Source organism: Pseudaquidulcibacter saccharophilus, from assembly GCF_019455445.1.
GTDB classification, from domain to species: domain Bacteria; phylum Pseudomonadota; class Alphaproteobacteria; order Caulobacterales; family Aquidulcibacteraceae; genus Pseudaquidulcibacter; species Pseudaquidulcibacter saccharophilus.
Window position 1 is genome coordinate 129,613 of sequence record NZ_JAHWUS010000002.1, and the last position, 21,528, is coordinate 151,140.

Below are 21,528 nucleotides of genomic sequence, written 5' to 3' on the forward strand. Positions count from 1 at the left end.
CAACTAAAAGGCAGTCTTAATGAATCTTATTAAAACAACCGAAGAATTATCTGCGGTATGTGGGGATTTAGCCAAACAGGAATTTATCGCCATTGATACCGAATTCATGCGCGAAACAACTTATTGGCCAAAATTATGTTTGATTCAAATTGCTGCGGGTGAAATTGAGATTATTATTGACCCATTGGCGGAAAATATTGATCTTTCACCACTTGTCGCCATTCTTTTGGATGAAAAAATCCTAAAAGTATTTCATGCCCCGCGTCAGGATTTGGAAATATTCTATCGCATTATGGGCAAAACCTTACCTAAACCGGTTTTTGATACCCAAACAGCCGCAATGGCATTGGGGCTTGGTGAACAGGTTTCGTATGACGGGCTTATTAATGCGCTTTTGGGGATTCATGTTGATAAAACCCATCGCTTCACTGATTGGGCCCTAAGACCTTTAAGCCAAAATCAGCTTAATTACGCCATTGCCGATGTAACCTATCTTCGCGATGCCTATCCGATAATTGTTGAACGCCTTCAGGAATTGGGGCGTACTAATTGGGTTTTGGAAGAAATGGAACATTTCACCAATCCTGATTTATACGATACAACACCGACAAATGCGTGGAAGCGCCTAAAACCAAAAAAATTCAATACTGAATATATGGCGGCATTTTTTGCGGCGGCAACATGGCGCGAATGGTATGCGCAGGAAAAAGATATTCCGCGCGGTCGTACTTTAAAAGATGATGCAATTTTTGAAATTGCCGAACAAAAACCACGTACTCCCGAAGCAATGGACAAAATGCGTGCCATTCCAAAGGGTTTTGGCAAATCTAAAGGCGGTATGGCACTTTTAGAAGCCTTAAACGAAGCCATGGAATCACCAGAAGAATTCGCGCCAAAGGCGTCGCGTCCAAAGCCAAACCCATCCGGCATTGGTGCAATTACCGAATTATTGAAAGTTCTGCTTCGCGCTGTTTCCGAGGATTTGGGTGTTGCACCGCGTTTAATCGCAAGCACCAATGACCTTGAGGCAATTGCGATTTCTGATGATGCCGATACACCTGCACTTCAGGGGTGGCGGCGTGAGATTTTTGGGGAAAAAGCCTTAAAACTAAAACATGGTGAGTTTGGCCTTGCGATAAAAGGCAAAAAAGTCACCATAAGCGAGTTGCAAAAGGCAATTGCGGAATAGGTTTATCCCTTCAACAATTCCATATTTAATTTATGCTCAACATTTGCGATTTCGGTTGTTGCGGCATCAAGGGTTTGCAAAATTTGTTCACGCCAAACGAACTTTTCATCGCGCGATAATTGCCGTGAACGTGCCTCTTCTTCGGCGCGGGCGCAAATTTCGCCCAATTCCCACGCGCCAATTGATTTGGCAGAGCCTTTGATAGTATGTGCCGCAACCATAAAATCTGGGGTAGGGGTATCGGGCGACAATAGTTTTTCCCACATTTCAGCCTGTTGACGGAAAATTCCCAACACTTCAAGCATTAAATTTTTGTCATCACCAGCCATTCTTTGCAAATGCGCGACATCAATAACTGGTCCTGATTTATGGATTTCTGTGAAATCTGACACTATTTAGCCCCTTTTTATGGTTAACATATCTTCTAATTATGAAAAATCCGTTCATATTGTGGTCAGGAAAGCTATTTTACAATTGTTACCGTTGGGAATGCTTAGAATAAGTATTTCTTGAAAGGAGTATATGATGGAAAAAGCTTCATCAAATATGGGTTTAAGACGTTCAAGTGTCGCTTTTATGGCGCTTATGGTGGGCGGTTCATTAATCGCATCATCGGCGTTTGCTGCACCAGGAGATTATCGCAATGATCGCGATGAAAACCGTGGTAGTGAGGTGAAAATTCACCGCACACCAGAGCGCAACCCAAATTATGTTCCGCAGCAGAGACAAACCCCGCCGCCGACCATGACTGCACCTGTTGCTCGTGAGAATCCACAGCCGCAACAAAGCTATTCACCACGCCCAGATAATCGCCCAGATAATCGTAATGAGCGTTTCAGCCAGAATAACAGGCCGCAACCACGTGATAATAACGATGGTAATGCATGGCGCGATAATCGTGGCGATAATAATTATCGTGGCAATGACAATCGCGGTGGTTATAATAATGCCCCACGTCCACAACCAGCGCCACAACCGCAATATAACAATAATTATCGCAATAATAATGGATATCGCACACCGCAATATGGCAATGACCATCGTCGTGATAATGACAGAAATGACTATTACCGCCACGATAATGACAAACGCCGTTTTGAATATTCTGACCGTAGCGGAAGCCGTTATTGGGGGCCATATGGTAATTGGACCCGTTGGAATTATTCATGGGGTGATCCAAATACATATGCCCGCCGTTGGGGCTTTGATGGCTATGACGCCCGCAGAGGGTGGCGCCGTGGAAGCACTTGGTACGCATACCCATCTCTTTGGAGTAATTGGGGTGGTTGGTATTCCTTCTTCCTATCCGGTGGGAACTGGGCATTCAGCTATAATGATGGCTATTCACCTTATGGCGGTTACGGCGATGACTGCATGCGTGTTCAAGCCCGCGATTGGTATCGCGGTGGCCGCGCGGTCGTAAGCTATGTCGTTTGTGAAAATGGCTGGGGTGATTGGCGCGAAGTGCCGGGAACTCGTCAATTTGAATATTGGACATATTAACATTTTCAAGCTCAAAATAATTAGCGCCCCTAAATAGAGATATTTGGGGGCGTTTATCTTGGTGTGTTATAAAATATTTGACAAATAAAATTATATGCATAGTCCTATGGGGCATGATTTAATAATTGGGGACATTAAATGAAACAGGATATTTCAAGACGCGGTTTGCTTTTGGGCGCTGGTATGGCGGCATTGTCATCACCGGCATTGGCACAAGTTCCCGGTCTTGGTGGATTGGGTGGGATTATTGGTGACAATCTTCCAAAAGTTGCAAACGGCCTTAGCCTTACAAGTCTCGCGGGGAATCGCGACCTGATTACAACCTCCTTAAAAGATGCAAAATATGGCGTGCCATCAATGGATAATTTTGTCCCGCCAGTGCCTAAAAAATCACTTAAAGTTCTTCAAAGAAATAGTGTTGGTGCATTTGTTTTGACTGCGGGATATTTTGATTTTCACGCTCAATCATACTGTTTCCATGCCGGAACGCATGGCCCAGGCGGTGGTGATGCCTATCTTTATGCGCCAACTTTGGGTTCTGCGGCGGCGCTTATTACCCAAATTCGTCAAAATTCATTTCTAAACCCAGATATTGAACAGCATGATATTCAATCACTGATTTGGGCAATTTTATCGCGTGCAAAATTTGAAACCCTAAGCCCAGAGTTACAGGCCGTTGCCGCACGATTAATGACGAAACAGCAATTGCTAACACTAAACCGTAGTGCGCTTGACGTTATTCCGCCATCGGTTTTGAATAAAACCATTCTTCAAGCACCCCCAGCATTGCAGCAGGCATTACGTGCAGAGGGGCAGATTAGATCGCTTCTAAGTTCAGGCGGTTCTTATGCATCTATTGAACGCGTTGCCGTTTTAACGGGTGATGCACCATGGGGCGCAGGAAGTATCGAGACACCACAAACACGTTGGTCGCTTCATCCTGATGGTTATTATATTCGCTTTACCCCAAGTGGTTATAGCCATACCTATGTTGAAGTTTGGGTAGAAAAGACATCAAAAGCCATTGGCAAAATCCTTGATTTATGCACACATGTTGCAGTTCCTTGTAATACTTCAAGGCAAAGACTTGGCCAATCAAACCGTGAAAAGAAAGCATAATAATAAATGAGTGAAGGTGAAAAATTCTATATTTCCAAATCGCGTCTTGAGGCATTTTCCGACGGCGTAATCGCAATTATCATAACCATTATGGTCTTGGAAATTAAGGTTCCGCATGGCCATGATTGGGCGGCGTTAAAACCTCTTGCACCGGTGTTTTTCACCTATATCTTAAGCTTTATTTATGTTGGGATTTATTGGAATAACCACCACCATTTACTTGCGGCGGCAAAACGCATCAATGGGGCAGCAATGTGGGCCAATTTACATTTGTTATTTTGGCTTTCACTTTTGCCATTCTCCGCAGGTTTTATGGGGGAAAACCATTTTGAAATGTTGCCAACCGCGATTTATGGCTTTGTCCTTTTAATGGCGTCAATTGCATATGGCATTTTGGCAAAAACCCTTATCTTCCTTAGCGGTAAAGATAGCGCCATTGCCAAGGCATATGATAAAGCGGGTTATAAAGAGATTTTATCGACCACATCTTATTTAGTTGCGGTTGGTTTATCCTTCTTTGTGCCTGCTGTATCATTGGTTATTTATCATTTGGTGGCGTTATTGTGGGTGATTCCCGATAGGCGTATTGAAAAATTGGTTGATAATAAATAGTTCAAAAAACCACTTGCGTTCTATAAATGTTCTGCTAAAGTTCTCTTTATGGCCCGTGCAATCGTTTGGTTGTGGATGTTTCGGTTGCGAAATGATTTGGTCGTGATTTGCTTTTGGGGGCGTGATAATGGTCGCAAAAATTGTAACTTATGCATTTGATGGCGCAAAGGCGCGCCATGTTGATGTTCAGGTGCAGATAACCGATTGCGGATCAAATCCATATTTTGCGATTGTTGGCCTTGCCGATAAGGCGGTTGGCGAAAGCCGTGAACGTGTTCGTTCTGCTTTTGCCTCTATTGGTTTGGCTTTACCGAATAAACGGGTGGTTGTTAATTTATCACCCGCCGATTTACCTAAAGAGGGTTCGCATTATGATGCACCAATTGCCCTTGGCATTTTGACCGAAATGGGGGTTTTACCATCCGATGCGCTTGATGGGCTTTCGTGTATGGGTGAATTGGGGCTTGATGGTTCATGGCTTATGGTTGCAGGCGCATTACCCGCGGCAATTGCGGCATTGGAAGAAGAGCTTACTTTTATTTGCCCACACGATTCTGCGCCCGAGGCTGCGTGGTCTGGTGGCAAGGTAATTGGCATCAAAAGCCTTATGGGATTTATAAACCATATTCGGGGCCTAGAGGTGATTGCACCCGCAAAGGCCGGCGAATTACTTGATGATGTTGGTTTACCAGATTTACGTGATGTGCGCGGGCAAGAACAGGCAAAGCGCGCGTTAGAGGTTGCGGCAGCCGGCGGGCATAATCTTTTAATGTGTGGTCCGCCCGGGGCGGGAAAATCCATGCTTGCGGCAAGATTGCCATCAATTTTGCCACCGCTTGACGCCTGGGAATTACTTGATGTTTCAATGATACATTCAGTTGCGGGGGTATTGGCAAAAGGTTCATTAAACCGCCATCGCCCATTCCGCGCACCACACCATTCGGCGTCGATGGCGGCACTTACTGGCGGGGGCAATCGTGCAAAGCCCGGTGAAATTTCACTTGCCCACAATGGGGTTTTATTCCTTGATGAATTACCTGAATTTGGTGTGCAGGCACTTGATGCATTGCGTCAGCCCCTTGAAACTGGTGAGGTTGTGGTTGCGCGCGCCAATCGCCATGTAACTTATCCTGCCCGTTTTCAGCTTGTGGCCGCGATGAACCCGTGTCGCTGTGGCGCTGCGGGTGGTCGTACCTGTGGCAAGGCACCAAAATGCATGGCGCAATATCAATCGCGCATTTCTGGCCCATTACTTGATCGTATAGATATTCAGATTGATTTGCCGGCGGTAACGGTTTCTGATTTGTCATTACCCCCACCAGCAGAAGGTTCAAAAGAAGTTGCGGCACGTGTGAAATCTGCACGTGATATTCAGACACAAAGATATAAGGATTTGGGGCTTAGCCACGCTTTAAACACCGTTATATCTGGTGATTTGCTTGATAAGTTTGCCACTCCTGATGTGGCGGGTCGTGAATTGCTTACACGTGCCGCCGATACAATGCGGCTTTCGGCGCGTGCCTATCACCGCACTTTAAAGGTGGCGCGTACAATTGCCGATTTGGATGGTGTTGATGGCGTAAAAAGAATTCATGTCGCCGAGGCTTTGGCATACAGGCGCACCGACCCAATGGAAGAGGCGGTAAATATTGGAAATATCACCAAGGTTCGTGGCTGATTAACCAGATACACCAGTTGAACCGAAACCACCTTCGCCGCGTTCGGTGGCATCAAGTGCGTCTACTTCTAGCCATGCTGCTTGGGTAACGGGTGCAATTACCATTTGCGCAATACGATCACCCCTTTGGATGCGGAATGCCTCCCAACCATGATTGATAAGGATAATGCCAACTTCACCACGGTAATCGGCATCAATCGTGCCGGGGCTATTGAGGCAGGTAATACCATTTTTTAACGCAAGACCGGAACGAGGGCGGATTTGTGCCTCATAACCCGGAGGCAACGCAATTTTTAAACCAGTTGGAATTAATGCGCGACGCCCAGGAAGAATATCAATGTGCTCTTTTTCACCCAGTGCCGCACGCAAATCCATGCCCGCTGATTGTTCGGTTTCATATTTTGGCATTTGCAAATCGCCGAAATGCGGCAATTTTTCAACGGTAATTAATGGTTTCACAGGTGGCAGATTCATTTGCGGGGGAAGGCTTTCAATTTTTGGTGCGCTTGTTTTATTGGTTACAATGGTTGCGGCGACTTCGGTAACTTCCAAAGTATTTTCTTCGGCAGTTTTTACAGGCTCTTTATCCTTTGTAACAGCTTTCTTGACCAAAGCTCTTTTATTCTTAGTGCCAAAGATACCCATACAAACCCCCACCTTTATAAAAGATTTTATGGTGTTTATTTGTGGTGATTCAATGAAAAATCAAAATATTATTGTGCGCTAACCTTAACTTTTGCAAGTTCGCCAAAATTAATTGCAGGGATTTTCTTGCCGCCACCCGGAAAGTCATCGTCATCGTCATCATTCTTATGCATGGTCATAACGCCAATACCCATCGAAACCGCGCCAAATGTGATGGCAAAAAATAAATAGAGCAATGGATAAACAATATATTCAATATGGTTCATATGGGCGAGGGTGCGCAACCCACCAACATCAAGCACAAAAAATGAAGTAAGAATCAACCAGCCAGTACCAACCCCAATGGCAAGAAACTTTGCCAAAAGGCGAAACATTTTACGTTTTGACCGTCTGTAATTATGATTTTCCATTTTTTACCGAGCAATTTGAAAAATTGTTGCACAAAACTTTTACACCAGATTTGACAATAATAATTTTGTGACAGATTGTTACCTTATTGAGATTTAAACACGGATGGTTTGATATGTCTAATAAAAAATTTGCTTTATTTTGTGCTGGTGCAGTAATCGCCTTAAATTGTTGCATTTTCCACACTACATTTGCACAAGAGGCAGTTAAAGAGGTTAAAAAGGGCAATTTAATAACCCAAAATGTGCCTGAAACTCCGGCGGATATAAAAGAAAAATTGATTCAATATCAAAACGTGCGTGGGGCAGGGCTTGCAGGTTTCACGCCTGATGGTGGTGTTTTGATAACCACACGTTTTGCACAGACGAATCAAGTGCATTTGGTAAAAACCCCATTGGGCGCGCGTAACCAAATTACATTTTATGACGAGCGTATTTTATCAGTCGAAACCCGCCCACATTCAAAACAATTCGTTTTCTCAAAAGATACAGGTGGTGATGAATTCTTTCAATATTTCTTATATGATCTTGAAACCGGAAAAACCAAACAATTAACCGAAGCGGGCACAAGAAATGAGAATTTGATATTCTCAAAAGACGGCAAAAAAATTGCCTATTCGGTTTCTCGCTCCGGCAGCCCAACCCGAGAGATAATGGTTATGGATATTGATAATCCGGCATCTGCAAAAATGGTTTATAAGGCCGATGGCGGTTATGGGGTTTATGATTTTTCACCAGATGGTAAAAAACTTTTGATGGGAAAATATATTTCGGTTCAAAAATCGGAACGCGGAATTTTGGATATTGAAAGCGGCGCCTATACGCCAATTACCCCAAAGCTTGAAGTTTCATATGATGGCGGTTTCTTTAGTAATGATGGAAACACAATCTATCTTACAACCGATGAAAACTCCCAATTCGCATATGGAGTTGCGCTTGATTTAAAGACTGAAAAGCGCACACGTATCACACCAGTTCAAAATTGGGATGTTGCGGGAATGGCGGCATCCGAAAGCGGAAATAAATTATTATATGTTGTGAATGAGGGTGGGTTTTCAAAGGCATATTTAACCGATACCAAAGGCACAGCACCTAAAGAACTTGCGATACCGAATGGCGTTTCTGGCGATTTCAAATGGAACGGTGATGAACAAATTGGTTTTTCTCTAAGCTCGGCAACGACATCATCAGACGCATTTGTATATTCATTGGCGGATAATAAAATCACCCGCTGGACAGAGAGTGAAATTGGCGGATTAAACCCAAAAACTTTTGTAGAGCCAAAACTTATCAATTATCCAACATTTGATAAAGTTAATGGCAAGCAGCGACAAATCCCTGCATTCATTTATGAACCAACCACACCAGGTAAGCATCCGGTGATTATTTCAATTCACGGCGGCCCAGAAAGCCAGTCAACACCATCATTTTCATCGGCCTATCAATATTGGGTCAATGAGCTTGGGGCGGTTGTGGTTGTGCCAAATGTTCGCGGCTCAAACGGCTATGGCAAAGAATATGTAAGCCTTGATAATGGCTTTAAGCGTGAAGATAGCGTAAAAGACATTGGCGCATTGATTGATTATCTTGGCACTTTGCCAAATGTCGATAAGGATAAAATTGCGGTATATGGCGGCTCTTATGGTGGTTATATGGTGCTTGCTTCAATGACCAATTTTAATGATAAACTTGCGGGTGGTGTGGACATCGTTGGCATTTCAAACTTTGTGACATTCTTGAAAAATACCCAAGGCTATCGGGTTGATTTGCGCCGTGTTGAATATGGTGATGAGCGGGATCCCAAAATGCGCGAATTCCAAGAAAAAATTGCGCCTTTGAACAATGCACAAAAAATCACCAAGCCTATGTTCGTTATCCAAGGTGCGAATGATCCACGTGTGCCGCGTTCAGAGGCCGAACAAATGGTAACAAAAATCCGTGCCAATGGCGGCAAGGTTTGGTATATGTTGGCACTAGATGAAGGGCATGGTTTTTCCAAAAAGAATAACCGTGACGCCCAAAGAGAAGCAGAAACCCTATTCTTTAAGGAAATTTTTGGAATAAAATAGGCGAAATATTATGACTTCCACGGTTGCTTTGGCGACGTTTAGGCGGTAGTTAGCGTTTTTCTCAAAAGTAATCCAAACATATAATCATGACAGTAACTGTAAAAGACATTCAAAAAGCCCGCGAAAACATCCAAGGCAAAGTTAAATATTCACCAATGGAATATTCAAAAACTTTGTCTGAGATTACGGGGGCCGAGGTTTGGATTAAGTTTGAAAATTTTCAATTCACTGCGGCCTTCAAAGAACGCGGTGCATTGAATAAATTATTGTCACTAAATGATGATGAAAAGCATCGCGGTGTTATCGCCATGAGTGCGGGAAACCATGCCCAAGGGGTTGCATATCATGCGGCGCTGCTTGGTATTCCTGCAACAATTGTTATGCCAGAGGGGACACCATTCACCAAAATTGAGCATACAAGAAGACATGGCGCACGCGTTATAATTCATGGTCGTAATTTGGTGGAGGCATCAAATTTTGCCCATAAAACCTGTGATGAAGAAGGGTTGGTCTTTGTTCACCCTTATGATGATGAGTTAATCATTGCAGGGCAGGGAACATTGGGTTTTGAAATGCTTGAAACCGTGCCAGAGCTTGAAACCTTGGTCATTCCGGTTGGTGGTGGCGGCTTGATTTCCGGTATCGCTATTGCTGCAAAGCATCTAAAGCCTGAAATTGAAATCATTGGGGTCGAACCTGCAATGTATCCGTCAATGAATGCTGCATTGCGCCAATTAAAAGACGTTAAATGCGAAGGGCAGACAATTGCCGAAGGTATCGCTGTTAAAGAAGTCGGCGAAATCACCAAAGAAATCTGCCGCGAATTTGTTCGTGAAGTGGTTGAGGTTGGCGAATCCGAACTTGAACAAGCGGTCAATCTTTTCTGCAACGTTGAGAAAACTATTGCCGAAGGGGCGGGCGCTGCGGGCCTTGCCGCACTTTTGTCATATCCTGAAAAGTTCAAAGGCAAAAAAGTTGGCTTGATTTTGTCGGGTGGTAACATTGACCCACGCCTTTTGGCATCGGTTTTGACCCGCTCTTTGGTGCGTGAAAAACGTATTGTGCGGATGCGCGTGATTGGTGATGATCGCCCTGGGCTTTTGGGTGTGGTTTCTAATATTATCGGCTCTAGTGGTGGTAACATAATCGAGGTTGCGCATAATCGCCTTGCCCTTGATGTGCCGGCAAAGGGTGCGGAATTCGATATTATGGTTGAAAGCCGTGATGCCCAACACACGCAAGAAATTATCGAGGCTTTGACCGAAGCAGGTTATCCGCCGCGCGCAAATTCATAATTTAAAGATACAGGATTGCACATGTTTGCCATTAAAAGAAGTTTGCTTCCCGTCATTATGCTTGGTCTTTTGGCTGGCGCTTGTTCCCCAAAACCACAAGAAGCCGCAAAACCACCTGAGGGTTCAATTGCGGCAACGGCACAGGCAAATCTTGAAACCGCCGATAAGTTTCTTGCCGAAAACAAGGTTAAACCCGGTGTCATTACCACCAAAAGCGGTTTGCAATATCAGGTGCTTGCGAGCGGTAATAAAAATGCGCCAATGCCAAAATATGATTCAATCGTTCGTGTGAATTACGAGGGCAAATTGCTTGATGGCAGTGTGTTTGATTCATCATATAATCGCGGTGTTGCAGCAGAGTTTCCGGTGGCAAACCTTATACCAGGTTGGGTTGAGGCATTATTATTAATGCACGAAGGCGATGAGTTTGTTCTTTGGGTTTCGCCAAATCTTGGTTATGGACCGGCAAGCCTTCCGACTGGTTGCGGGGTTGACTTGCCTTGTCAAATACCTGCAAACTCACTTTTGATTTTTAAGATGAAGCTTGAAAAAGTTATTGGTGCCAATGATGTTGGCGGTGATGCGGGCGGTGATTTCAATGCCGTGGGTGCAGCAAGCGAAGAGAGCCAACAACATTAATGATATGATTTAAAGGGGATTTGCGTGGATTTGTACGAAGATACAATAGGCATTTTAGAAAAGCTAATTGGTTTTGATACGGTTTCACGTAATTCAAATTTAAACTTCATATATTGGGTTGATACCTACCTTAAAACATATGGCGCAAAGACCATTCGTATCAATTCGGATGACGACAATAAATGCAATTTAATCGCCGTCTTTGGCCCAGAGGTTGAAGGCGGCATTGTCTTTTCTGGGCATAGTGATGTTGTCCCTGTTGATGGACAAGATTGGCATAGCAATCCATTTGAATTAATCGAAAAAGACGGCAAATTATTCGGGCGTGGCACATGTGACATGAAGGCGTTTTCGGCATGTTTTCTTGCCTATGTACCATTCATCCAAAGCCTTAAGCTGTCGCGGCCAATTTATTATGCGCTTTCATATGATGAAGAAGTGGGCTGCCTTGGTGCGCCGCGCATGGTTGAATATATCGCGCAAAACTTTCCGCCAATTAATGCCGTGATTGTTGGCGAACCAACCGATATGAAGGTCGTGTCGGGGCATAAAGGCATCGCAAGTTTCATTATTGAAATTACGGGACATGAGGCGCATTCAAGCCGAACAGATAAAGGCGTCTCCGCGATTATGGAGGCAATTCCATTATTATCGCTTATCCGTCAATTGGGTGAAAAATATCGCAAAGCTGATAGTTTATTTACCCCATCTGGCACTACCATGACAATTGGAACTATTGAAGGTGGAACCGCCGTAAATATATTGGCGCGCCAATGCAAATTTGCGTTTGATATTCGCTATGAACCTGATTTCAACCTTGATGAATTGATAAATATTATAAAAGACGCGGTTGATGATGTTGATAAAAGCATAAAAGCGCGCGCACCAGACGGTGGGGCGGTTTTAAAAGTTCGTTCAAGAACGCCGGCTTTAAGCATTGTTTCTGATTCATCTGCCGAAAATCTTTGCCGTGCTGTAAATGGTGATAATGATATTATTGCCGTTTCTTATGCCGCCGAAGCAGGTCTATTTCAGGCGCAAAATATGCCAACCATTATCTGTGGACCAGGCTCTATTTTGCAGGCGCACCAGCCAGATGAATATGTTGAAACTGATCAAATCAAAAAGTGTTTACAGTTTTTGGAAAAAATAATTTGTACTCAAATCTAAATAATTTGCAGTAAAAGCACGCCAAAACGCAATTTATCAACATTTTGTAAACCCAAAATCCACTTAACGTTAATTCTTATACTTTAAAAGAGTACAAAATTATCGTCAGGGATGACTTCATGTTTCTTGCTATTGGTATTGTAATAGTTTTTGTAATGATTTTTGGTGGCTACCTTTTGGGTGGTGGACACCTTGAGGCTGTTATCGAGGCTGCTCCGACAGAATTGATCGTTATCCTTGGTGGCGCAATTGGTGCGATGGTTATTGGTAACTCGCTTGATACATTAAAAGGTGTTGGTGGTGGCTTTGCTAAAATTGCTGCTGGTCCAAAGTGGAAAAAGCAAGATTATACTGATTTATTATTGCTATTATTCTCACTTACCAAATTAATGAAGTCAAAAGGGGTTGTGGCATTAGAGGCGCATATCGAAAAACCTTCAGAAAGCGCAATTTTTTCCCGTTACCCAAAAATCCTTAAAGACCACCATTCGGTTCATTTTATCTGTGATACCTTACGTATGATGACCATGAACCTTGATGATCCGCATCAGGTCGAAGCCAATATGGAAAAACAATTAGAAAAACATCATCATGAGGCACATCTTCCGTCACATGCTTTGCAAAACATGGCGGATGGTCTTCCTGCACTTGGTATCGTTGCGGCGGTTTTGGGTATTGTTAAAACAATGGGCGCAATTACCGAGCCACCAGCAATTCTTGGTACAATGATTGGTCACGCGTTGGTAGGTACGTTTTTGGGCGTGTTCTTGGCGTATGGTTTGATTGCCCCAATGGCGGCAAGACTTGGACAAATCGTTGATGAAGAACATCAGTTTTATGTGATTATTATGGATGTATTGGTTGCCCACCTGCATGGCAATGCGGCACAGGTTTCAGCAGAAATTGGGCGTGGTTCTGTGCCATCTTCTATCCAACCTTCTTTTGCTGTTCTTGAAGAAGCGATAGGCAATCTACCAAACGATTGATTCTAGTTTTAATATTATTCGTAAGGCCGCATCTATTTATTATGGATGCGGCTTTTTTATTTGATTTGTCGATTCTGTAATATTGGCGCTTTTTTAGATATAAATTCTGATTACGCTTAATTATTAGGCGAATTACTGCAAAATTTTCATTTAATATGTGGCATTTTTGCAAACTCTATTCTTTGCCCATTCTTAGGTTTGTATATATCCTATGCCAATGCATGGTTTAATGCTCTTATGTGTAACCTATTGAAAATAAATATAAAAATTACAATTTTTTTATCTGGCATCGCTGCATTTTGTCCAAATTCATAATCAGCTATGCCTTAAAACAACGTATTTTCCGTCTTATCTATGCAAAAACGCATAAATACGAACACAGAAAAATATGGTTATAGGGCTTGCACGAAATGAAATTTCAGCTAAATCGGCATTAATGCGTGCGTTTCTTATGGGGCTCGCAGAGAAACTTAATTGAGGATGTTTTCAATGATCGAGCTCAAAAAGCTTTTCGCTGCTACCGCTGTTGTAGCTCTTCTTGGTGTTGCTGCTTGTGGCAAACCTGCTGAACCTGCTGCTGAAGCTGCTAACGCTGCTGACAATGCTGTAGACGCTGCTGCTAACGCAACTGACGTTGCTGCTGACGCTGCTGCTAACGCTACTGACGCTGCTGCTGCTGCTGCTACTAACGCTGCTGACGTTGCAACTGATGCTGCTGCTAATGCGGTTGACGCTGCTGCTAAACACTAATTTTTAGCAGATTAGTTTTACAAGGCCGCTCCTTAACAGGGCGGCCTTTTTCATTTAATAATACATTCTATCATATTGCTGTGATGGAGGATAAAATGGGCGATGGGCGGCGTTCTGAAGAGACCAAGATTGTTTTTGATGAAAACAATATACCAGTGTCTTTGGAATATGATGATCCATTTTATTCAAAAGCCGATGGTTTTTTGGAAACCGAGGCTGTTTTTCTTAAGCCGTGCAATATCCCCGAAGCATTCACACAAAAGAACGGGTTTGTAATTGCCGAAACCGGCTTTGGAACTGGTTTAAATTTTCTAGTTACCCTTAAAAAATGGATTGAAACGCCTAATAAGCGCGGTGTCCTCCATTTTATTAGCTTTGAAAAGCATATTATGCCGCTGGAAATTGCCCGTGCTGCGCATTCCAATTGGCCAGAAATTGACGAACTTTCTAGGAAACTAACTGCTAAATTCCCAAAAGCTATGAAGGGTGTGCAGCGTATTTGGTTTGATGAATATAATGTCGCGCTTACATTGGTGGTTGGCGATATTGATGACACAATCAAAGAAATGAATTTCAAGGCCGATGCTTGGTTCCTTGACGGTTTTGCACCGGCAAGAAATCCTAAAATGTGGTCAATGCATCTTTTTAATGAAATAAGACGCCTTTCTAAACCTGATGTAAAAATTGGAACTTATAGCGTTGCAAGGATTATCCGCGATAATCTTGATGCCGCAGGGTTTAAACACGCGAAACGTGAAGGTTTTGCCAATAAACGTGAACGCCTAGAGGCATGGTTAGAAGGTGAAGAAGAGCCCGAAAAGTCAATCCAAAAAGTTGCGATTATCGGCGGCGGTATTGCAGGGGCTTGTTTATATAATGCCTTTAAAAAACGCGGTATCAATGCGGATGTTTTCGATGATGACCCCGAACATATTGCGAAGGCAAGCGGCAATTATGCCGGCCTTATAATGCCACGCATAGATCGGCAGCCAACAACACAAGCATGTTTTTTTACAAACTCATTTATTTATGCCCATTTCTTTTATCAGAATATGCCGGAAGAAGCTTTTGTTCCGCTTGAAATAAATGAATACCCAAAGGCAGAGCGTGATTTTCAAAAACTTGAAATGTTTAAAGGTTTACCACCTTTGCCAGACGATGTTTTGGGTTTTGGTGATGATTATTTTATTCACCGCGCGGGTGGTAAAATTATGCCGCAAAAAATCCTTAAAGAACTGTTCCAAGATGCTGTAATAATTAATAAAAAAATCAATCATATTGAATTTGACAATGATAAATACACATTATCTTCTTCTGATGAAAAATATCAAAATTATGATTATGTGATTATTGCTAATGGCACTGGTGTCAATGAATTTGATAGCATTGAATTCCCAGTCGGTGGCAAGGCTGGTGTCGTAAGTATTTCACCGCATAATTATGAAATTACAATCCCCAAAGCCGGTAAAGGTTATTGCCTTGAACACGAGGGTAACACAATTTTTGGGGCAACTTTTGATGCCATTGAACTTGGCGATGGTCCAGAAATTACAAATACGCATCATCAACGCAATCATCGTGTTTTGTCTGAATTTGCGCCGGAGCTTGCCGAAAAAATCGGTTTTAACGACTTAAAAGGGCGGGCATCGGTTCGGGTTGTATCCAAAGATAAACTGCCGATTGCAGGGCAAATTGACGGCGGGATTTATGCGCTTGGTGCGCTTGGGTCACGTGGGTTTTCAACCGCACCAATTCTGGCTGAGACTATTGTAAGTGAAATTGTTGAAGAGCCTGTGCCATTTTTCAAAGAAATAAGGGCATTAACCGAAGCGCACCGTTTTAAGGTGCAGTGATATAAATCCAATTTAAACCAATTTGCGCTATTATCCGCCTATGAATAATAGCACAATTGAAACCGAATACCCCGAAGATACGTTATTGCTTGACCGCCGTGGTGAAAACCGCGTCGTTGAATTTATGGGGATTAATTTTGCCCCAATTGATGATAGCGTTTTATTAAACCGAATTCTTGAGCATATTAAAAACCAAGAAAACTTCGGGTATTTCGTAAATCCTAATGTTGATGTTGTGGTGAAAACCCATGCCAACCCCTTATGGCAAAAGCTTATTAATGAAGCGTGGTTGTGTGTTTCCGATAGTCGTATTTTGGAATTATTGGCAAAATTCTCTGGAATTACACTTCCCGCGTGTCCGGGTTCTTCCTTGGTTGAGAATATTTTTGAAAATGTTTTAGAGCCAGATGAAGTGGTCAATATTGTCGGTGGCGATTCCGAGCTTGTTGAAATTGTAAAGCAAAAATACGGCCTCAAAAATGTGAATTTTTATGAGCCACCAATGGGTTTAAAAGATAAGCCCGATGAAATTGAAAAATGTGCAAAGTTTTTATTTGAAAATCCGGCGCGGTTTCATTTCTTATGTGTTGGTAACCCGCAACAAATGATGGTTGCCAATGCAGCCCTAAAATATAAAGGGATGAAGGGGGTTGCGCTTTGTGTTGGTGCTTCTTTGGACTTTATTGGCGGTCGTACAAAGAGAGCGCCTGAATTGCTGCAAAGACTTCGTCTTGAATGGCTGTTTAGACTGCTTTCAGAGCCAAAAAGACTTTGGCGTCGCTATTTGGTTGAAGGTCCTGCAATATTCAAAATTTGGCTTGATTGGCGCGCATCGCGGAAATAGAAGATAATTTTTCTTGCATTCAAGTGATTTGGCGGGCATTTAGAATTTATGCGTGCAAGAGTCTTTTTTCCATTAGTTTTATTATTGGCATTGGCATTAATTTCTTATGCCTTGTCACCGCTTTATTTAAAAAAGCCTGCTACTGGCCAAAATTATACGCATTCAAAAGTCGGTCTATATCTTGATGGCAATAATCTAAATAACATCATTGAATATGATAAAAAGAACTTTGCCGTTTCATTAGCGCCGGGGACGGCATCACCACAGGCTGGACCACGTTTCATTGCAAAAGCAAAGAGTGATGGTAGCGCGGGCGTTATATTTAATTTACCGCCATCATTGGTTGCCGAGCTGTCGCAAAAGCCGGCACGCGCAATAATTTTAAATTATCAACCAATTGGCACTGCGCCGGCTGGCTTTGTTAAATTCACCTTTATTGATGATAAAAATAGTGCCCAAAGTTTTGAAGTAACCAATCCAAAAGGCAATAAATTTTCGCGCTTTAGCTTTATTGGCGAGCGGAAAGTTATAAAGCAAATAGTTATCAATCCTGCTCTTGAAGGTGATAATCATGGCATCGAGCTTATGGCGGTCGTGATTGAAAATTAATCACTTAAACTATTTGTATTGTTACAAATCATTATAATCTCTGCTCATATTTTGCCACATTATTGTTAAAATATAGAGATTAATGCATAATGGAAAAGATGATGAATAAAAAACTTATGTTTGCGGTTTCTTCAATGGTTATTGCGGCAGGGATTACATTTGCTGCCTGCGCCCAAGATACGCCGCCACCTTATGCACCACCGGCCTTTGCGACCTCTGGGGATGATACTTTTGATAAATGGCGGCTTGATTTTGTGTCACGCGCTGTGAATATCGACCGTAAAGATCCAAAAATTATTGAGGAGATGCTTACAGGGCTTACCCCAAGCAGTACCGTAAATAAATTAAACAATAACCAGCCGGAAGTTTTAAAACCAATCGGTGATTATGTGGCATCCGCAGTTTCGCAAGCACGTATTAATGATGGTCGCGCTAATTATCTGGCAAAGACCCCAATTTTAAGCGAGCTTGCGTCTAAATACGGGGTCCCGCTTGAGGTTGCAGTTGCCATTTGGGGCATGGAAACTTCGTATGGCGCCAATAAAGGTTCAACCGATGTTGTGCGTGCCCTTGCCACGCTTGCCTATGATGGGCGCCGTAAAGATTTGGGCGAAAATGAATTGTTGGCGGTTGCCGATATTTTAAAGAATAATGATGCAACACGGGAAATGTTAATTGGCTCATGGGCTGGTGCAATGGGGCATACGCAATTCATGCCTTCATCATATCTTAAATGGGCCATTGATGGTGATAACGACGGCAAACGTAATATTTGGGGGGACGATAATGATGCCCTTGCGTCAACTATAAATTATCTTGCCTCTGTTGGCTGGAAAGCAGGCGAACCATGGGGCAAAGAAGTCAATTTAAAAGACGGTTTTGACTATTCACTTGCTGATGGAACATTTCATTCAATTGAATATTGGCGCCAAAATGGTGTGACCGATGTTTGGGTATCTGATGGCTGGCAATGCACAGGCAGCACCAATCCATCATGCGGTAATGGGGTTATGAAAACCACCGAAGTTCCCGCAAATTGGCAGGCATATCTTCTTGTTCCGGCGGGCGCACACGGGCCAAAATTTTTGGTTGGCGTGAATTATAAAGCCATAAAGCATTATAATAATTCTGATTCATATGCGCTTTCGGTTGGTCTTCTTGCCGATCAGATTTCTGGCAAAGCCAAACTATCTTCAAGTTTTGCCAATGCAGACCCGCTTGTAACCCGTACGCAGGCAAAGGAATTGCAATTATTATTGACCAATCTTGGTTATGATGTTGGCGTGATTGATGGTGCACCAGGTGCCAAGACAAGAGTGGCACTGCAAAACTTCCAAAAATCGCATAATATGGTTGCCGATGGCTATCCTTCACAGATTGCATTGCAAAGCATAAAGGCCGCAACCGGAATGTTTAGTTCGGATGCATTACCGGATGATATGTCGCAAAATTCTGTTGATACATTGCCAACCGATGCCAGTGGAAATCCAGTTCCAATTCGTATGTTTGGACCACCAAAAACACCTGAAAAAACAACGCCTTCAAAGAATAACTTAAATAAAACCAAATGAAATAAAAAAGTGATTATTTAATTGTGAAAGTTTTGTTATTAGAAGCTTTGGATTATTGCAAATAGTGCCAATAAAAACTATATATAAAGACTGGCAATTAAAGGAGTTTTAGATGTCATTTGATCCAAAAGAATTATTGAATAAAGTAGGCGGCAACGATTTGGTTAAAAACATTTCCGATAAAGTTGGTGTTGGCGCTGAACAGGCACAAAATGTTGCCCATGACTTATTGGCAAAGGCGCAAGAAACTGGCTCCGGTCTTGTTGATAATGCTGAAGAAGTTGCTGCGAAACTTGGCGTTCCTGTTGAAAAAGTTCAGGAAATTGCAAAAAATCTTGGCGGTACTTTACAAGAAAAAGCCGGCGAACTTGGCGAAATGGCAAGTGGTGCATTTGGTGGCGTTCTTGATAAAATCAAAGCAAGCCCACTTGGCGATGCAATGAACAAGCTTGATAAAGATGGCGATGGCAACCCAATCAATGATATTGTTGATGGTGCAAAAAATGTTATCGGCGGCATCTTTGGCAAAAAAGACTAATTAGTCTTTTATGAATAGATTTTATTGGGGGCGGTTATTCCGCCCCTTTTATTTTGCCATATGCAAAAAGCGTTTTCTCACGTGCCGTTTTATGATTTACTATCGGAAGGGGATAGGTTTTTCCCATAATAATTCCCGCATTTGATAAGATTTCTTTGGGCGCAGTTGACGGCTCATGTATATATTTATTTGGCAATTTTACTAATTCCGGCAACCAGCGTTTAATATATTTCCCATCTGCATCAAATTTTTGTGATTGTGTTGTTGGGTTAAAAATCCTGAAATAAGGGGCGGCGTCCATGCCACATCCCGCAACCCATTGCCATGACGCCGGATTATTGGCGTAATCGGCATCAAGCAAGCAATCCCAAAACCATTGTTCGCCATATTGCCAATCAATCAATAAATCTTTGACCAAAAAACTTGCCACAATCATACGTACACGGTTGTGCATGTATCCAGTTTGCCATAATTCGCGCATTCCGGCATCAATAATTGGAAAGCCGGTTTGCCCGCTTTGCCACGCAATAAGCAAATTTTCATCATTATCCCATTCAATCGCCGAAAATTGCTGTTTAATAGGCTTTGTTGCCATATCAGGATAAGCAATTAACAAATGGTAAGAAAACTCACGCCATGCTAGTTCAGATAGGAATTTTTGATAATTACCAATTGGCGCCCCATGGCATTTTAAATTTACAATATCCCAAATTTGCGCAGGGCTTATTTCACCAAATCGCAAATGTGGTGATAGTAGGGATGTGGCCGCCAATGCCGGAAAATCACGACCCTCGGAATAAATATTTATTTTGCTGTTCAAAAACTTTTCTAATTTTTGAAACGCCGTAACTTCACCAATTTCCCACTCTGCAAAACCCTCTGCCCAATTGGGTTTGGTTGGCAATAATCCCCAATCGTCAAGATTATCCGATTGTATTCCTCCGGCAAATGGGATGATTTTATCGGGTTTGGCAAATGGTGTTCTTATATGATTTGATTGTTGCAATGCCTTGAAAAATGGGGTGAAAACCTGAAATGCAGTGCCTTGTTTGTTGGTGATCTTTTCAGGCTCAATTAAAAGATTACCGCCAAAACGCCTAAATTCAATTTCCGTATTTTGATATTTTTCATGCAGACTTTTTTCAAGTCTTACATCATGTTTTGTATAGCTTCGAGTGCAATATATTGCCTTGGCATTGGTTTTATTTTGTATTTCTTCAATGATTTTTTGCGTATCGCCACGCCGTAATATTAGCTTTACACCATGCTTTGCAAAGTCATTGCCAAGCGAATTCAACGAATGATGCAGCCACCACAATGATGCACCACCCAATTTAACTTTATCATCAAGAACAAAAACGGGTATCACCGCCGAGTGTTTGGCAGCATGAAGAAGTGCAGGGTGGTCGGTTAGACGTAATTCATTGCGCAACAGCACAATGCATACTGATTGTGTCATCAGGCATTCCCACAGATTGTTGAAAGCCTTTTGGGATCAATATTCATTAAAAGCATTGAATGTTGCCATTTTGATTCTGCGCTACTTTTTGAAAAAATAAGTTCTTCATCGGCATCGCCAACCAACCAGATATTATTGGAAACTTCATCTTCCAATTGCCCCGCGCCCCAGCCAGAATATCCCATTGCAATCAGGCTTTTTGATGGGCCAACATCATTCATAATTGCTTCGATAATATCTTTTGAAACCGTTAGTGATAGGTTGAGATTTACATCACAGCTAGAGGCATCAATCCAATCATTGGAATGTAAAACAAAGCCGCGCTCTGGTTGGCATGGGCCGCCGTCATAAATTGGTGGGTTTTTTATTTTTTCGCTGGCGCTAATTCCTAATTGTTCGCCAATTTCACCCAAAGAAAGGTTTTTAATCTGCTTGTTTAAAACTATGCCAAAAGCGTGTTCGTCATCATGTTCGCAAATAAGGATAATTCCATGACGGAAACGTGGGTCATCCATCTGTGGGGTAGCAGTAATGATTTTTCCGCTTAAATATCCCATATTAAAACCAATCTTTACACTCGGGAATTAATCCA

At 42.5% G+C, this 21,528-nt stretch carries 21 protein-coding genes; 16 read left to right on the forward strand and 5 right to left on the reverse strand.

Annotated features, from left to right (window positions below; all coding sequences use genetic code 11):
• Positions 1 to 19: 19 nt before the first annotated feature.
• Entirely contained in the window at positions 20 to 1,189 is a 1,170-nt protein-coding gene (gene rnd, locus KXV15_RS06315; protein ID WP_240007329.1) for a ribonuclease D, read from the forward strand.
• A 2-nt stretch (positions 1,190 to 1,191) separates the two neighbouring features.
• Here rnd and KXV15_RS06320 read toward each other — a convergent pair whose 3' ends face one another.
• Positions 1,192 to 1,581 carry an Hpt domain-containing protein gene (locus KXV15_RS06320; protein ID WP_240007330.1) on the reverse strand — a complete coding sequence of 130 codons (390 nt, stop codon included), beginning with the start codon at positions 1,579 to 1,581 and terminating at the stop codon, positions 1,192 to 1,194.
• A 133-nt stretch (positions 1,582 to 1,714) separates the two neighbouring features.
• Between KXV15_RS06320 and KXV15_RS06325 the strand changes: the two genes are divergently transcribed.
• From KXV15_RS06325 to KXV15_RS06340, 4 genes are all read left to right on the forward strand, one after another.
• On the forward strand, positions 1,715 to 2,692 hold the full coding sequence (locus tag KXV15_RS06325; protein WP_240007331.1) for a hypothetical protein: 978 nt from the start codon (positions 1,715 to 1,717) through the stop codon (positions 2,690 to 2,692).
• 138 nt (positions 2,693 to 2,830) lie between these two features.
• Complete coding sequence (locus tag KXV15_RS06330; protein WP_240007332.1) at positions 2,831 to 3,811, forward strand: hypothetical protein; 981 nt, start codon at positions 2,831 to 2,833, stop codon at positions 3,809 to 3,811.
• A gap of 6 nt (positions 3,812 to 3,817) precedes the next feature.
• Positions 3,818 to 4,423: a TMEM175 family protein gene (locus tag KXV15_RS06335; protein WP_240007333.1), complete on the forward strand. Its 606-nt coding sequence runs from the start codon at positions 3,818 to 3,820 to the stop codon at positions 4,421 to 4,423.
• 127 nt (positions 4,424 to 4,550) lie between these two features.
• Entirely contained in the window at positions 4,551 to 6,101 is a 1,551-nt protein-coding gene (locus KXV15_RS06340) for a YifB family Mg chelatase-like AAA ATPase (RefSeq protein ID WP_240007334.1), read from the forward strand.
• Here the strand turns inward: KXV15_RS06340 and dut are convergent, their stop codons facing one another.
• Together dut and KXV15_RS06350 are read right to left on the reverse strand one after the other, a co-directional pair.
• On the reverse strand, positions 6,102 to 6,575 hold the full coding sequence (gene dut / locus KXV15_RS06345; protein WP_240007758.1) for a dUTP diphosphatase: 474 nt from the start codon (positions 6,573 to 6,575) through the stop codon (positions 6,102 to 6,104).
• A 239-nt stretch (positions 6,576 to 6,814) separates the two neighbouring features.
• The gene (locus KXV15_RS06350) at positions 6,815 to 7,156 is read right to left on the reverse strand and encodes a hypothetical protein (RefSeq protein ID WP_240007335.1); all 342 of its coding nucleotides are present in this window, start codon (positions 7,154 to 7,156) and stop codon (positions 6,815 to 6,817) included.
• Between the two features lie 113 nt (positions 7,157 to 7,269).
• On the opposite strand from KXV15_RS06350, the gene KXV15_RS06355 reads away from it, so the two are divergent.
• From KXV15_RS06355 to KXV15_RS06405, 11 genes are all read left to right on the forward strand, one after another.
• A complete protein-coding gene (locus KXV15_RS06355) occupies positions 7,270 to 9,222 on the forward strand; it encodes a S9 family peptidase (RefSeq protein ID WP_240007336.1) in 1,953 nt (650 codons plus the stop codon).
• 86 nt (positions 9,223 to 9,308) lie between these two features.
• Complete coding sequence (locus KXV15_RS06360) at positions 9,309 to 10,517, forward strand: threonine ammonia-lyase (protein ID WP_240007337.1); 1,209 nt, start codon at positions 9,309 to 9,311, stop codon at positions 10,515 to 10,517.
• 21 nt (positions 10,518 to 10,538) lie between these two features.
• A complete protein-coding gene (locus tag KXV15_RS06365; RefSeq protein ID WP_240007338.1) occupies positions 10,539 to 11,156 on the forward strand; it encodes an FKBP-type peptidyl-prolyl cis-trans isomerase in 618 nt (205 codons plus the stop codon).
• Positions 11,157 to 11,180: 24 nt separating this feature from the next.
• On the forward strand, positions 11,181 to 12,326 hold the full coding sequence (gene argE, locus KXV15_RS06370) for an acetylornithine deacetylase (protein WP_240007339.1): 1,146 nt from the start codon (positions 11,181 to 11,183) through the stop codon (positions 12,324 to 12,326).
• Positions 12,327 to 12,445: 119 nt separating this feature from the next.
• The gene (gene motA, locus KXV15_RS06375) at positions 12,446 to 13,312 is read left to right on the forward strand and encodes a flagellar motor stator protein MotA (RefSeq protein WP_240007340.1); all 867 of its coding nucleotides are present in this window, start codon (positions 12,446 to 12,448) and stop codon (positions 13,310 to 13,312) included.
• 489 nt (positions 13,313 to 13,801) lie between these two features.
• A complete protein-coding gene (locus tag KXV15_RS06380) occupies positions 13,802 to 14,062 on the forward strand; it encodes a hypothetical protein (RefSeq protein ID WP_240007341.1) in 261 nt (86 codons plus the stop codon).
• 95 nt (positions 14,063 to 14,157) lie between these two features.
• Positions 14,158 to 15,915: a tRNA (5-methylaminomethyl-2-thiouridine)(34)-methyltransferase MnmC2 gene (gene mnmC2, locus KXV15_RS06385; protein ID WP_240007342.1), complete on the forward strand. Its 1,758-nt coding sequence runs from the start codon at positions 14,158 to 14,160 to the stop codon at positions 15,913 to 15,915.
• A 40-nt stretch (positions 15,916 to 15,955) separates the two neighbouring features.
• Complete coding sequence (locus KXV15_RS06390) at positions 15,956 to 16,759, forward strand: WecB/TagA/CpsF family glycosyltransferase (protein WP_240007343.1); 804 nt, start codon at positions 15,956 to 15,958, stop codon at positions 16,757 to 16,759.
• A gap of 48 nt (positions 16,760 to 16,807) precedes the next feature.
• Positions 16,808 to 17,368, forward strand: a complete 561-nt coding sequence (locus KXV15_RS06395) for a hypothetical protein (protein WP_240007344.1) — start codon at positions 16,808 to 16,810, stop codon at positions 17,366 to 17,368.
• Between the two features lie 89 nt (positions 17,369 to 17,457).
• A complete protein-coding gene (locus tag KXV15_RS06400; protein WP_240007345.1) occupies positions 17,458 to 18,939 on the forward strand; it encodes a lytic murein transglycosylase in 1,482 nt (493 codons plus the stop codon).
• Positions 18,940 to 19,051: 112 nt separating this feature from the next.
• Positions 19,052 to 19,477, forward strand: coding sequence for a hypothetical protein (locus tag KXV15_RS06405; protein WP_240007346.1), 426 nt, complete (start codon positions 19,052 to 19,054; stop codon positions 19,475 to 19,477).
• 34 nt (positions 19,478 to 19,511) lie between these two features.
• Here KXV15_RS06405 and KXV15_RS06410 read toward each other — a convergent pair whose 3' ends face one another.
• Positions 19,512 to 20,936: a cryptochrome/photolyase family protein gene (locus KXV15_RS06410; RefSeq protein ID WP_240007347.1), complete on the reverse strand. Its 1,425-nt coding sequence runs from the start codon at positions 20,934 to 20,936 to the stop codon at positions 19,512 to 19,514.
• Positions 20,936 to 21,493 carry a YqgE/AlgH family protein gene (locus KXV15_RS06415; protein WP_240007348.1) on the reverse strand — a complete coding sequence of 186 codons (558 nt, stop codon included), beginning with the start codon at positions 21,491 to 21,493 and terminating at the stop codon, positions 20,936 to 20,938. Before KXV15_RS06415 ends, KXV15_RS06410 begins: the two co-directional genes overlap by 1 nt.
• Positions 21,494 to 21,528 lie beyond the last annotated feature (35 nt).